Genomic DNA, 12,718 nt, shown 5'->3' with positions numbered 1-12,718 from the left:
GACGTATGAAGCTCATCATTCTCATTGCCTTTGCATCTGTTACTGTGTTCGCACAGAGAACCGTTGGTGTGTTCACACACGACAGTACTCTCTCGTACAAAGGGTACACGTTGTTTGCGCCCGTTACAACGAAGCTTACGTACCTCATCGACAATGACGGTGACGTTGTAAAGTCGTGGCCAAGTCAATACAACCCCGGCCAAGCTGTGATGTTGCTCAATGACGGAACCCTCCTACGAACCGGTGCACCGATGGTTCAGTCCATGGGAGGCGGGGGTGCCGGTGGGATAGTCGAAAAGATCGCCTGGGACGGCAGCGTCCTGTGGAGATACGAGCACTACGGATCAACCTATCGCTCGCATCACGATGTGGAGATCATGCCGAACGGGAATGTGCTGCTACTTGTTTGGGAAAGCCACACCCGTGACGAAGCATTGGCCAAGGGCAGAGATGCTTCTCGTCTTGCGGATAACACACTCTGGTCGGAACGAATCATCGAAGTAAAACAGACCGGACCCACGTCAGGAGAGATCGTTTGGTCGTGGTCCTCATGGGATCACATGATCCAAGATCGCGATCCACAGAAGCCAGATCATGGCGTCGTAAAAGAACACCCCGAGCGAGTGGACATCAACATCGGCGGAAACAGATCCGATTGGCTGCACATGAACTCTGTACGTTACAATGCAAAGAGGAACGAAGTTCTTGTGAGCGTACACAACCTTCATGAGATCTGGATCATTTCGAGGGAGACAGGCAACATCGTGTATCGATGGGGCAATCCTCTTACCTATCAGCGTGGCACGAGATCCGAACAGCGCCTCTATGGTCAACATGATGCACGGTGGCTCAATGAAGACGGTACACGCATCTCGATCTTCAACAACGGTCAGGCAAGGTCTACAACAGCACCACGCGATTATTCAACCGTTGAAGAGATCATACCACCACTCGACGGAAGCGGAGCATATGTGAATGACCCTACTTCCTCCTATGGCCCTGCCACTCCTGTATGGCAGTTTCCGGAGGTGGGAACTTCTGCGTTCTTTGCAACGAATATCAGCGGTGCCACACGTCTTCCTAATGGCAACATCTTGTCCTGCCTTGGACCTCAGGGGACAATGATCGAGGTAACAGATGGGGGTCGCGAGGTATGGCGATACCAAAGCCCAGTAGGAAACAGTGGCCCAGTTCGACAAGGAACCACGCCTCGCAACACCATGATCTTCAAGGTCTACCGATACGGTCCGGATCATCCGGCATTACAAGGGAAGCCCCTTATCAAGCAGGGCAAACTAGAGGACGGTCCGCTCGGAGTTGACGAACCATCAGCGCTTCAGACCTCTCTGGATCTGAACTTCGCAACCGGCGAAGCTCTTATAGGAGTGCTGGTGGATGGATATGTCCGCATTGGCGCGTTTGATCTGTTGGGACGATTTCTCGGAATGGCGGCTGATGAGAGCCTCGCGCCCGGGACCTACGTCCGTTCTGTGCCTCGCGGAACATTCCTTCTTATCCGCATGTAACCTTTCACAGACGACGTACTCGGTTGGGTCGGTGCTGCACCTCACCACAACCAATCACTTGGAGTTACCACACATGCGACTTTTACTCATTGCACTTTCACTGTTGTTCACGGTGAGTGCGTATGGTCAATACCCGATCACCGCTACTCCACAAAGGATAGACCTTGGTCAGGTAGCCATCGGCTCCACGGATAGTGCCGTGGCCGTCCTAACGAACAACACTTTTTTCGCCGTTACAGGTCTTCAGTTTGAGATCGACGGCCCAGATGCGTCAAGCTTTTCCGTGTTCGCTCCGATCATTGGGGTCATCCCTGGGTCGTCCCAGACAATTCTGATCTCGTTTACCTGTCTCCGAGCCGGCGCCCATGAAGCACGAATCTTGATTCGTGGCTACACGGGCACAGATACCACACGTCAGGTTCGGGGTTTCATCTACCTCGGCGCCACAGGTGATGGATCTACAGCAGGCATTACACCGTTCTACCAAGCTGTCACATTTGGCGGCGTAGCACCGGGCGAATCGCAACGGCGGACATTCACCCTTTCCAATTCGAGTACAACAGACATCACCGTTGGCCTAAAATCCTCTGTTGACGGAGGCGCGACGCTGGTCGACTTCACAAGCTCCGTTTTTAGCCTTGAAGATCAAGGGGGCGAATCAATGCCCCGCACGATCACCATCGGTGCAGGTAACACGGTGTTGATCGATGCGATCTTCTCTCCAACATCACTTGACAACGTTTCAGATTCGATCTTTCTGGTCTGGGGTGGACGAGTGACGCACGTTGCCTTGTATGGCTATGGTGCTGTTGCACCAGACCTTACGATCATCTGGGCGCACTCGTTTGCTGATTCGACAAGCGTTTCTACGCAACCTGGCGATTTCGTTGCAGATTCGATCGGCGGAACGGACGTATGGACCGCTCGCGTTCATAACAACACGACCGAACCTCGCATCATCAGCGTCGCAAAGTCAGTGATCGCTATGCCGTCGCCATTCTCCGTACCAGTGAATGTTGCTCCGATCACCATACCTCCTGCCGGGTATGTTGACATCGACATCATCTACACCGGACACGGTCCGGATCCATTCATTGATACCCTGGTCTTCCTCAATGAACTAGGGATGCCGTTCGACGGCGCCAGGCTCGTCGGATACGTTCGCCCGCGTCCGAGCGTCCGCGTTTGGGTCGGCAACATCAGTGGAAAGCCGGGAGAAACGGATAGTCTGGAGATCACTGTTGCGTCCTCCGTGCCGATGGAAGCCACTCAGGCACAGCTGACTCTTTCATTCAATGCCTCCGTTCTGATTCCGCAATTCCCTGTCTCGTACGATGAAACATCGAACGGAATGCGCACAGTTGTTACAACGGTTGATGTCCCTGGCCATGATGCCGGGACACTCCTTGCCGCGCTTCCATTCACGATCGCACTCGGCGATCAAACCGTTTCCGAGGTCACACTACCATCAGTCCTTTGGCTTGATGCTTCTGGCTCAGTTCTTCCGATCTCAACGGAGTCCGGTGACGGCACCACAACAGTTGAAGATGATCGCACGGTGAATGCGAATGGCGGTTCCATTGGAATGAAGCTATCTCCATCGCCTGCAGTCACAACACTGAATGTGGAATACACAGGCGTTGACGGAGACGTTACCGTTGATCTCTATGACCTCACTGGTGTTCGCCTTCTCTCGATTCCCGGTACGTCTTCCGGAGGTTCGGGGAACAGTCAATTGAACGTCTCGCCTCTCGCACACGGCATCTATGCTGTACGAGTAAGTGACAGATCACACAGCTTGGTACGACGCATCATCATCGAATGAGGATATGACCGCAAGAGGCATTCTCGTTCTACTCCTTGCGTTGTGCTCCGTTGATATCACTCGTGCTCAGCTATCTATTGCGGTCTCACCAGCAGTAGGCGTCACAAGTACATCAGCATCATTTCGTCAGCTCGGCCAACTTGTGCTTCCAGCACAAGCGGCCGGGCTTTCGTCGTCTGCAGGCATAACCACGGGCATCAATTCGGGCATCATCTATCCGCTTTCATCGTGGCTTCACCTGTACCCCCGAATTGGATTCACCTATTCGACCCTGGCATTCATTGCGGATGAACCAACAACCTTTGTCGTCGATGGAGAGGAAACGGACGGCATCATTGAACATACCTATGGCATCACGGGAAGTTCCATTGAACTTGGAGGTGATGCTCGACTCAGGGTCTTTGATCGATTGTGGCTGGTATCGGGGCTCGACGTTTCCTTTCCACTGGGAATGAACGGAACTCAGGATCAGACCATTGCTGAACCGTCGAACGTTACCTTCATTGATGGGTCTACAACGATCCGCACAGCTGACAGTGCGATACCCGGAACAAGGTCAGCCCCCTACCTCTCGATCGGGGTGATGTTTCCGGTCTCCTACAACGATCTGGATATAGCGCTCGAAGTGCTCTATCGAACTGCACTGACGTCCATCGTGAACTCTGCCGACATCGTCCCGAGCGCAGTGATAGCACGCGTTACGCTTGCATTTCCATTCGGCAGCCATCGAGCATCCACCGAGACTCTCAACAATGTGATGTCGGCTCCAGAACCGGTAGTTGGATCACGGTTGTTTTCCTCCGTCACACGCGATGCTATCCTACCGATGCCTCGCATCCCCGAGGTCTTTGCTACCTGCTCTGTTGGCTTCCGATCCGTTGATGGAGCCGTAGTTCGTGCTGGATCGGTCTCCCTCTCGCACGAGCTTGCCTTGGTAACGGAACAGCATGCAGGGGGCTTGGCACAACGCAGACTCGACACTGTAACGATCGCAGATCCGCCGGCAATGATCATCACACCAGTGGTCCGAACCGATGACGAGATCGCATCATGGACAGCAACGATTCAATTGCGAGACTCTCTCATCACCATCGCACGGGGCTATGGCAACGTCCCAGAGTCGATCTCATGGGAGTGTTCTCTACTTCCATCCGGCCTACTCTCGCAATTACTGCGAGACAGTGCACTGGTGGTTGTAACCGCAGTAGGTCGCAGAGGTGCAATGACGCGGTCAGCCCCGGTCGTTGTTCGCATGGAGTCTGAGCCGATCGTCCGTCTCGTTGACACTACGCAGTTCATTGCCTCACTCACTGGCTTCGAACCCAATCAAACATCGTTGCCGATCTGGGCCGAGAGCGTGATCAACGAGCTGGAGGTTCGGGCTACGCGCTCCTCCCGCATCGTGGTGTTAGGAATGGCGGATGGTGTTGGTGAGCGTGATGCGAACGAGAGAATTGCGCGCGACCGTGCTCATTCTGCTGAAGCAGCATTAGCACCTCATACGTGCACGGTCAAAGTTGCTGCATTACCCGAGGCAACCGTTCATGACGATGTTCGCGGCAAGGACCGCGGCGTACGGATCATCGTGCGGCAGTCCTCGTCAGGTCGATGATCTCCCTCTCGCAGCGTTCCGAGGCCTGCATATCGCCCGTTTGCTCGGCCCATCGCTTTGCTGAACGCAATGCTGAGATAGCACCTGTGGTGTCCGAGAGCGCAAGATTGATATGGAAGAGATCTCTGTACTGACGATACGCATCGGCACCAACAGCGTACCGTGCGAGTGCTTCTCTTCGGTCACGCTCGTTCCGCAATTCGAGGTCATTCTGCTCAGCACGTAACACTCCATTGGTCGATACAGGAGTGCGATCTGCAAACGCTCTCTCCTGCGAAGGCACATTCCGAGGTTCAACCGTTGGCGTGGCTACGTAGATCTCGCTGGCAGGTGATGGTTCAATGTGTTGCGTTGCCTCAGATGCATCACCGTTCCACTGCGCAACAGTAAGCCACAGAATGCCGCCACCTACAGCTGCTCCAAGCCCAGACCACAACGTGCGCATGAGGAGGAGTTTGCTTGATATGCTGCTATGAACGGAAGTTCGGATCTTGCTGAGCAATTGCGCGTCTGCAGTACTCACTGGGATCACACACTGCTTGAGGAGCGGGGACATCGCGTGCATACGTTGCATATCGGCAACCAAGGTTCGATCGTCATGGTGCAGCACAAAAGCCTCCAGCTCTGCGTCGGTAGCCGGGCCATCGTCGAGCATGTCCATGAGAAGTGATTCCATCGCTTCCATCACAGATCCTTGAAATGAGGATGCAGGACCGACGCCAGTCTGCGTCGCGCACGAAAGAGTCGCACCTTCGTCAGCGTTAGCGAGATCCCAAGCATTGCAGAAATATCGTTGTACGAGAGATCATCGAAATACCTGAGTCGAATGATCACTCTATCATCGTCGGGTAAAGAATCCACTGCAGTTCTTACAACTTCAACATCGATCGGGGACATTTCTGCATCATCTGCTCGCAATGCCTCGGGATCGATAAGGGGCGTACTCCTCGTATCAACTCTCTTCTGACGAAGACAAGCATTACGTGCGATCGCAAAGATCCAAGCATCGAGATTGTCGCCACGGAAGGATGCGCGCGAGGAGTAGATAGACGTAAAGACCTGCTGAACGATATCTGCAGCCTTTCCATCGTCCCGTAGAACGGTTCGAGCATAGGCAAGGACCTTCGACGCATAGGTCTCATACAAACGATCGAATGCGGCGTGATCTCCACGTCGCATTCGATCGAAAAGTTCTTCAGCCGTTGATGCAAGAGCGTCCATTCTGCCCAACCGAGTCCGATACGGACGAAAGGTTACGGAGAAAACGGCTACTTGGTTGATGGCATATGCACATCGAAGTCGATAAAGGGTCCGGCAGGAGCTTCACCCGGCGGGATCGGAGCGTGTGCCGGCTCACCCTTAGGTCCAAGATGTTTAACGAACGCGTACACGGCACCGAGGTCGTCATTGGTCATGTTATGGAGTGACCACCATGGCATTGGAGGGAGCCCCTTTACAGACTTCGCATACGTGATCCACTCTTTTTCGGAGAGGCTGTTCACAAGTAGTCGAAGATTTATCGGATATGTCGTTCCCCATGGCCCCTTAAATCCTACAACGCTACCCTGTAGCCATTCAGATTCCGGCACCTGTCCTCCGGATGGTGCAAAGCCATCGGTGTGACAGTCATTACAACCTGCAACCTCAATGAGGTAACGGCCTCGTTCGATCTTGGATGACTCCTTTTTAGGCAGATCGCTGCGTTTTGGTTCGGATCGTGCGTTGGCATTCCAACCCAGAAGGACGGTAGCCGTAAGCCCCGTTACAAGAAGAAGGGCAAAGAGTTTACTCATAGGTGTAGTTCCCAATGGTCGTGATTGTGAGTGATCACGCCAGAACGACTGGGTACCGACAAGGTTGAAACACTTTTACGCGAATTCTGCGGAGTCATTTTGGTGATCCAGTGTCACGTTTCGTCACCCACACTGCACTGTATCATATACCAACACTGCATGAAGGGGGCTTCTCATGACACAACAGGAGATACAAGACATGGAACACTATATGGATCGTTTCGATTCGCTCCGGTTTGCAGAGATAGAGTGGAGGGAAGAAGAACAAGAGGTTGAGCGAGCGATCGAGATCGCAACCGAAGCCGGTGATACGGAAACCGTTCAGATCCTTCGATCTCGGCTACAGATCATGCGGCTGGTTCATGAACACTGCATACGGCATGAATTCGAAGTTCTGTTGGGTGTGGATCTCCACGACATTCCTCACCCAAATGGAACCGATCCGTAACGATAGTGGTATGCAACGGGTTCATCTGCCATTCCGGAATCCACTCCCGTTCACTCATGCCCATCCGTATGTTCAGAACTATCGTCTCCATCGCGGTCCTTACGTTGTTGCTCGTATCCTGTGCGGACTATGCCGATGGACCATATCATCCGCGTGACGATGACGACGACCGTACAGATACGACCGATACAACAGGTGGCAATGACTCAACCGTTTGCTTCACGCGCGACGTGTTGCCGATCCTCATCTCAAACTGTACCATGGCAGAATGTCACGATGCCGTCCGTCCGGAGGAAGAGATCGATCTCACATCGTATACCTCGATCATGAGCGGCAAGAAAACGATCATAAAGCCGGGCAACCCCAACGATTCGAAACTTTACGAGTCGCTTGTTGAAGATGAATCCGACGAACGTATGCCCCCTCCCCCTCGCTCCCTCTCACAGGCGCAGATCGATCTTATCGCCCGTTGGATACGGGAAGGGGCTAAAAACCGCGATTGTTCTGCAGATCCAACCACGTGCGACACTGTGAACGTTCTCTATACGACCCACGTAGAGCCCATGATGGCTCGGTATTGCAACGGCTGTCACAGCGGAGACGTCCCTGAAGCCGGTATAGACCTTTCACAACGGGCAACTGTAGAGACCTATGCGAGGAATGGAATGCTTGTAGGCACGATGTCCCATTCCGCCGGCTTTCTGAAGATGCCACCTTCCGGCCCACGGGTCAGTGATTGCACGATCGGGACTGTACATGCGTGGATATCACAGGGACTACGATAGGGTGAATCACGCTAAGGCCTGATATTCCATGAACTTCCGTTCACCGACAATGCACGCCCCGGTTTGGCGTCCTCACCGGCATGGTCGTATATTTGCGGTTTGTGGTCACCCACTGCACGACGAATTATTGAAGGAAGAGCATGATCTGTGCGGCCTGCACATACCTTGGCAGGACATGGTTGTTGACCATGTTGCTCGTCTGCATGGTGATGGTGGCCCCGATCGTCTCCACATCCTCCCCCTCTGGCAATCCACCGCCTTCCGTTGCCATTCCGGATTCAGCCCGCCAACGTCCGGTCTTTCCAGACGAATTCAGCGACCTTGACGAAGAAACGTCAACCGCCGGTGAGTGGGACCCGGAGATCACCGCTAATCTTGAGCGCGCCCGCCGGAGATACCTCAAGGCACTCTCTCTTGTAGAGCAGAAGGACACCGCGCTGGCAGCGGAGCAGTTCGAAGCCGCCATTGCGCAACTGAACAACCTAGCGTCATACCCTAAGATCGAAGAGAATGTTGACTTCACAGACCTCGTACAGGCTGTGATCGAGGACTATGAAGCCTACGTCCAGAACATCGACAACCTTGATGAGAACTCTTCGGTGTTCATTCTACGCGACAGGCTCTTTGAAGAGATCGATGCTCAGCGGCCAACCGTGGAGACGATAACAATACCAAAACCCGAGCCCCCTTCGAGCATACCGGAAACGACGATACCGCTGACCTACAACGATGCAGTTCAGAAGAACATCGACTTCTTCACGGCTCGGCCATTGGGCAAGAAGTTCATGCGCATCTCCCTTGAGCGCACCGGCAGGTGGAATTCTATGATCCACCGCATTGCTGCCGAAGAAAAAATGCCGCCCGAGATCGCCAATCTGGCCATCGTGGAATCCGGTCTCAACCCAAATGCCTTCTCCAGGGCCCGCGCAATGGGTATGTGGCAGTTCATGCAGCCAACGGGCGAAGAATATGACCTAGATGTGACCTATTGGATCGACGAACGCCGCGATCCGGAGAAGTCTACCCGAGCCGCGATGCGCTTCCTTCGGGACCTCTACAATGACCTTGGAGACTGGCACCTAGCTCTTGCAGCATATAACTGTGGAGGCGGAAATGTCCGCCGTGCCATCAGGAAGTCGGGCCTCGAAAACCCGAATTTCTGGCAGATCCAAGCCTTCCTTCCGCGCGAGACCCAACAGTACGTTCCAAGGTTCATTGCCACCTCATTGATCTCCTCAAATCGGGATCAGTATGGCTTTTCCGACGACTCGTTGAACTTCCATCCGTCGTATGAATACGAGACGGTGAAGATCAGTGAGCCCGTTCAGTTATCGGTGCTGGCAACCTGTGCAGATGTAGCAAAGGACTCCTTGGCCAAGCTCAATCCGGAGTTGGTGCGCGGCTCAACGCCACCCGCTGGAACCTATGAGTTGAAGTTGTACCCGGGGACAGCCGATATGTTCAGGAAGCGGTTTGCACTGCTGAGTGAACAAGAAAAACGTCCATGGGTCAATCACACCGTTACCCGAGGTGAAACCCTTGCTTCCATCGCAAAGAGATACGGGGTTTCCGGTTCCCAGATCGCGGAGGTCAACGGCCTCAGCGGCTACAAGACCAAACTTCGCAGGGGAAGCATACTCCGTGTTCCGATCACATCTCGTGTTACGGAACCGTCCGAAGGCAAGGAGATGGGTCAGGCAACCACGTCTCCGGACATCCTGCCGATGGATAAAGGTGCTAAACCTGCAACCAAACCAGCGATCGTCTCAGAGCCAGAGGTTGTAAGTCGCAAAGCATCGCCGGAGAATCGCGTTACGTATGCTGTGCGTTCCGGTGACAATCTTTCGTCGATCGCACGACGTTTCGGCGTCCGTATTGCCGACATCAGGAACTGGAACGATCTGCCGTACGACCACGAGAACATTCGAGTGGGAGACACCCTCATCGTATCGATCACGGATGCCCCAAAGACAGGAAGTCCGTCTGTTGAGCGTTTGGCAGTGACGCGCACTGTACGCCACACCGTCCGTAAAGGCGAGACGCTCACCGAGCTGGCTGAATCCTATGAGACCACACCCGATCGGCTCCGCGAACTCAACGGGATGAAGAAATCTGGCGCTCTCAAAGCCGGCTCAACCATTGATGTGGAGACATCACTGCCAAAGAGTAAGGTAGCCCAGATCCAGGAGCCAAAACCGACCCCTGTGCCTCCGATCAAGGTCCCAGCCCGCTATACCGTTCGATCCGGAGACACCCTCATCGAGATCGCAGACCGCTTCGGACTGTCCGTTGAATCCCTTCAGGCCAAGAACCCATCCCTGCGCAAGTCTACGAACGTGCGCAAAGGCCAAACGTTGAAGCTCCGTTAAGGCCTGCTTAGGTGACCTGCTTAGGTGACCTGCTTAGGTGACCTGTACAGGCCATTGGCACTCTAACATTCTAGCATTCTAGCATTCTAGCACACTAGCACATTAGCACATTAGCACATTAGCACATTAGCATCCTGCCGTATCTTTGTCTTCTATGCATGCTATCATTCCCGTTGCCGGGATAGGCACTCGTTTGCGACCATTCACGCACTCTCTTCCAAAGGTGCTTGTGAATGTTGCCGGCAAACCGATCCTTGGACATATCCTCGATACGCTCGTTGCACAAGGTGTGACCAGTGCAACGATCATCACTGGATATAAGGGTGAACTCGTTGAAGATTACGTTAGGTCTACCTATGACCTGAACGTGCGTTTCGTTGAGCAGGAAGAAATGTTAGGCCTTGGCCATGCTATCTGGGTCGCGCGTGAATCGCTCAACGAAGAACCGGTGCTCATCATTCTGGGTGATACAGTCTTTGACGTAGACCTTTCTGTGTTGGCAACGAGTCAGTTTTCTTCGCTTGGCGTGAAGTACGTTGATGATCCTCGTCGATTCGGCGTTGTCATCGAAGAAGGCGGGTTCGTGAATCGATTGGTAGAGAAGCCCGAGACTCCGGTTTCAAATCTGGCCATCGTAGGACTCTACTTCATTCGTCGTCCACAGGCTCTTCGCACAGCACTTGCTTCTCTCATTGAAAACAACATGCGTACCAAGGGTGAATATCAACTCACCGATGCCCTTCAATTGATGGTTGACGCGGGAGAGAAGTTCACAACCTTCAGCGTAGATGGCTGGTACGACTGCGGCAAGCCAGAGACCTTGCTACAAACCAATCGTTTCCTTCTTACGAAGCGAAACGTGATGCCCACCGCACCACAGGGATGTGTATTTGTCCCCCCTGTACACGTAGACCCAACTGCCATCGTCGAACACTCCGTTATTGGACCGTATGCTTCTGTCTCGAAAGGGGCTCTTGTTCGCAACAGCATCGTTCGCGACAGCATCATCAGTGACCAAGCAACGGTTGCAGACATAGCACTCGACCAGTCGATCATCGGAGAAAACGCCGAAGTAACCGGACGTTTCTCCTCGATCAACATCGGCGACGCATCCATCGTCCGCCTCTCTCAATGAATTAGCACATTAGCACACTAGCACATTAGCATTCTCCCAACTTTCACTCCAGACATGCAGTACATCTTCACATCAGAGTCGGTCTCTGAAGGACATCCCGACAAGGTCTGCGATCAAGTTTCCGATGCCGTACTCGACGAGGTCTTGTCAAAAGACCCAACAGGTCGCGTTGCATGCGAATGTTTTGCAACAACAGGCATGATCGTTGTTGGCGGTGAGATCACCACAACAACCTACATCGACCTCCCGGAAGTTGTCCGCGGCGTCATTCGCGATATCGGCTATGATCGGGGTGAATATCGCTTCGAAGCTGATTCATGCGCAGTGATCAATGTGATCAACCGCCAATCACCTGATATCGCCCAAGGCGTGAACACCGGCGGAGCCGGAGATCAAGGCATGATGTTCGGCTATGCAACAGCAGAGACCGATGAATACATGCCCGCTGCTCTGTACTATTCACACAAGCTTGTGAAACGTCTTGCAGACATTCGCAAGACGGACAAGATCCTCATGCCGTATCTGCGTCCTGACGCAAAGGCTCAGGTATCGGTTGTGTATGGCGACAATGGCGAAGTTGTTCGAGTGGACACCATCGTTGTCTCCACACAACACGATCCGATGGAGAATGCGCAAGCTCGCATCCGCGAAGACGTGATCGAAAACGTCGTCAAAGCCGTGATCCCTGAGCACCTCATCACCGCAGAAACGAAGTACCACGTAAACCCAACCGGCAAGTTCGAGATCGGCGGGCCACACGGCGATACGGGGCTTACCGGTCGCAAGATCATCGTTGACACCTACGGCGGCCGTGCTCCACACGGCGGCGGCGCCTTCTCCGGCAAGGATCCAACAAAGGTTGACCGTTCGGCAGCCTACGCCGCACGTCACCTGGCTAAGAATATCGTTGCCGCAGGTGTGGCCCGCGAATGCACCATCCAGCTTGCCTATGCCATCGGAGTTGCCGAGCCCGTCTCGATCAACATCAACCTGCACGGCACGTCCAAGGTCAACGAGCGTGAACTCGAGCAGTTCATTATGACGCATCCCGACATGAGCCTTACGCCAGCCGGGATCATCGCGCGCCTTCATCTGCAACGCGCTATCTACCGTCCAACCGCCGCATACGGTCATTTTGGACGTCATGAGTTCCCTTGGGAACATCTTGACCTCCGTGACGTGTTTGCTAAGAACTTCGCATAATCTTTCTCACCTCTCTCTCTTT

The 12,718-nt window shown here is 53.7% G+C and carries 11 protein-coding genes; 8 read left to right on the top strand and 3 right to left on the bottom strand.

The genetic code is table 11. The annotated features are described in order from the left end of the window. The first annotated feature begins 5 nt into the window (after positions 1-5). From IPI29_13080 to IPI29_13070, 3 genes are all read left to right on the top strand, one after another. Positions 6-1,526, top strand: coding sequence for an aryl-sulfate sulfotransferase (locus IPI29_13080; protein MBK7413479.1), 1,521 nt, complete (start codon positions 6-8; stop codon positions 1,524-1,526). A 73-nt stretch (positions 1,527-1,599) separates the two neighbouring features. After that, positions 1,600-3,351, top strand: a complete 1,752-nt coding sequence (locus IPI29_13075; GenBank protein ID MBK7413478.1) for a choice-of-anchor D domain-containing protein — start codon at positions 1,600-1,602, stop codon at positions 3,349-3,351. Continuing rightward, positions 3,308-4,963: a hypothetical protein gene (locus IPI29_13070; protein ID MBK7413477.1), complete on the top strand. Its 1,656-nt coding sequence runs from the start codon at positions 3,308-3,310 to the stop codon at positions 4,961-4,963. Before IPI29_13075 ends, IPI29_13070 begins: the two co-directional genes overlap by 44 nt. Here IPI29_13070 and IPI29_13065 read toward each other — a convergent pair. Genes IPI29_13065 through IPI29_13055 form a run of 3 tightly spaced genes read right to left on the bottom strand, consistent with a single transcriptional unit; the run spans position 4,932 to position 6,756 of the window. Beyond that, complete coding sequence (locus IPI29_13065) at positions 4,932-5,639, bottom strand: hypothetical protein (GenBank protein MBK7413476.1); 708 nt, start codon at positions 5,637-5,639, stop codon at positions 4,932-4,934. The two genes, IPI29_13070 and IPI29_13065, sit on opposite strands and share 32 nt — an antisense overlap. A gap of 8 nt (positions 5,640-5,647) precedes the next feature. Continuing rightward, the gene (locus tag IPI29_13060) at positions 5,648-6,184 is read right to left on the bottom strand and encodes a sigma-70 family RNA polymerase sigma factor (protein ID MBK7413475.1); all 537 of its coding nucleotides are present in this window, start codon (positions 6,182-6,184) and stop codon (positions 5,648-5,650) included. Between the two features lie 47 nt (positions 6,185-6,231). Continuing rightward, on the bottom strand, positions 6,232-6,756 hold the full coding sequence (locus tag IPI29_13055; protein ID MBK7413474.1) for a cytochrome C: 525 nt from the start codon (positions 6,754-6,756) through the stop codon (positions 6,232-6,234). 199 nt (positions 6,757-6,955) lie between these two features. Between IPI29_13055 and IPI29_13050 the strand changes: the two genes are divergently transcribed. The 5 genes from IPI29_13050 (at position 6,956) to IPI29_13030 (ending at position 12,696) form a co-directional block, all read left to right on the top strand. Beyond that, positions 6,956-7,204, top strand: coding sequence for a hypothetical protein (locus IPI29_13050; GenBank protein MBK7413473.1), 249 nt, complete (start codon positions 6,956-6,958; stop codon positions 7,202-7,204). A gap of 68 nt (positions 7,205-7,272) precedes the next feature. Continuing rightward, positions 7,273-7,989: a hypothetical protein gene (locus IPI29_13045; GenBank protein ID MBK7413472.1), complete on the top strand. Its 717-nt coding sequence runs from the start codon at positions 7,273-7,275 to the stop codon at positions 7,987-7,989. A gap of 140 nt (positions 7,990-8,129) precedes the next feature. Continuing rightward, complete coding sequence (locus IPI29_13040; GenBank protein MBK7413471.1) at positions 8,130-10,358, top strand: LysM peptidoglycan-binding domain-containing protein; 2,229 nt, start codon at positions 8,130-8,132, stop codon at positions 10,356-10,358. A 154-nt stretch (positions 10,359-10,512) separates the two neighbouring features. Continuing rightward, positions 10,513-11,493, top strand: a complete 981-nt coding sequence (locus IPI29_13035; protein ID MBK7413470.1) for an NTP transferase domain-containing protein — start codon at positions 10,513-10,515, stop codon at positions 11,491-11,493. Positions 11,494-11,547: 54 nt separating this feature from the next. Further along, positions 11,548-12,696, top strand: a complete 1,149-nt coding sequence (locus IPI29_13030; GenBank protein ID MBK7413469.1) for a methionine adenosyltransferase — start codon at positions 11,548-11,550, stop codon at positions 12,694-12,696. Positions 12,697-12,718 lie beyond the last annotated feature (22 nt).

The organism is Ignavibacteria bacterium (genome assembly GCA_016707005.1).
Taxonomy (GTDB): Bacteria; Bacteroidota; Ignavibacteria; order Kapaibacteriales; family Kapaibacteriaceae; genus UBA10438.
Note: the sequence above shows the minus strand (reverse complement) of the source record. Positions and strands in the feature narration are given on the sequence as shown.

Coding starts and splice junctions, on each gene's coding strand:
- IPI29_13080 (MBK7413479.1), top strand. CDS start 6: ATGAAGCTCATCATTCTCATTGCCTTTGCATCTGTTACTGTGTTCGCA.
- IPI29_13075 (MBK7413478.1), top strand. CDS start 1,600: ATGCGACTTTTACTCATTGCACTTTCACTGTTGTTCACGGTGAGTGCG.
- IPI29_13065 (MBK7413476.1), bottom strand. CDS start 5,639: ATGGAATCACTTCTCATGGACATGCTCGACGATGGCCCGGCTACCGAC.
- IPI29_13060 (MBK7413475.1), bottom strand. CDS start 6,184: ATGGACGCTCTTGCATCAACGGCTGAAGAACTTTTCGATCGAATGCGA.
- IPI29_13055 (MBK7413474.1), bottom strand. CDS start 6,756: ATGAGTAAACTCTTTGCCCTTCTTCTTGTAACGGGGCTTACGGCTACC.
- IPI29_13050 (MBK7413473.1), top strand. CDS start 6,956: ATGGAACACTATATGGATCGTTTCGATTCGCTCCGGTTTGCAGAGATA.
- IPI29_13045 (MBK7413472.1), top strand. CDS start 7,273: ATGTTCAGAACTATCGTCTCCATCGCGGTCCTTACGTTGTTGCTCGTA.
- IPI29_13040 (MBK7413471.1), top strand. CDS start 8,130: ATGATCTGTGCGGCCTGCACATACCTTGGCAGGACATGGTTGTTGACC.
- IPI29_13035 (MBK7413470.1), top strand. CDS start 10,513: ATGCATGCTATCATTCCCGTTGCCGGGATAGGCACTCGTTTGCGACCA.
- IPI29_13030 (MBK7413469.1), top strand. CDS start 11,548: ATGCAGTACATCTTCACATCAGAGTCGGTCTCTGAAGGACATCCCGAC.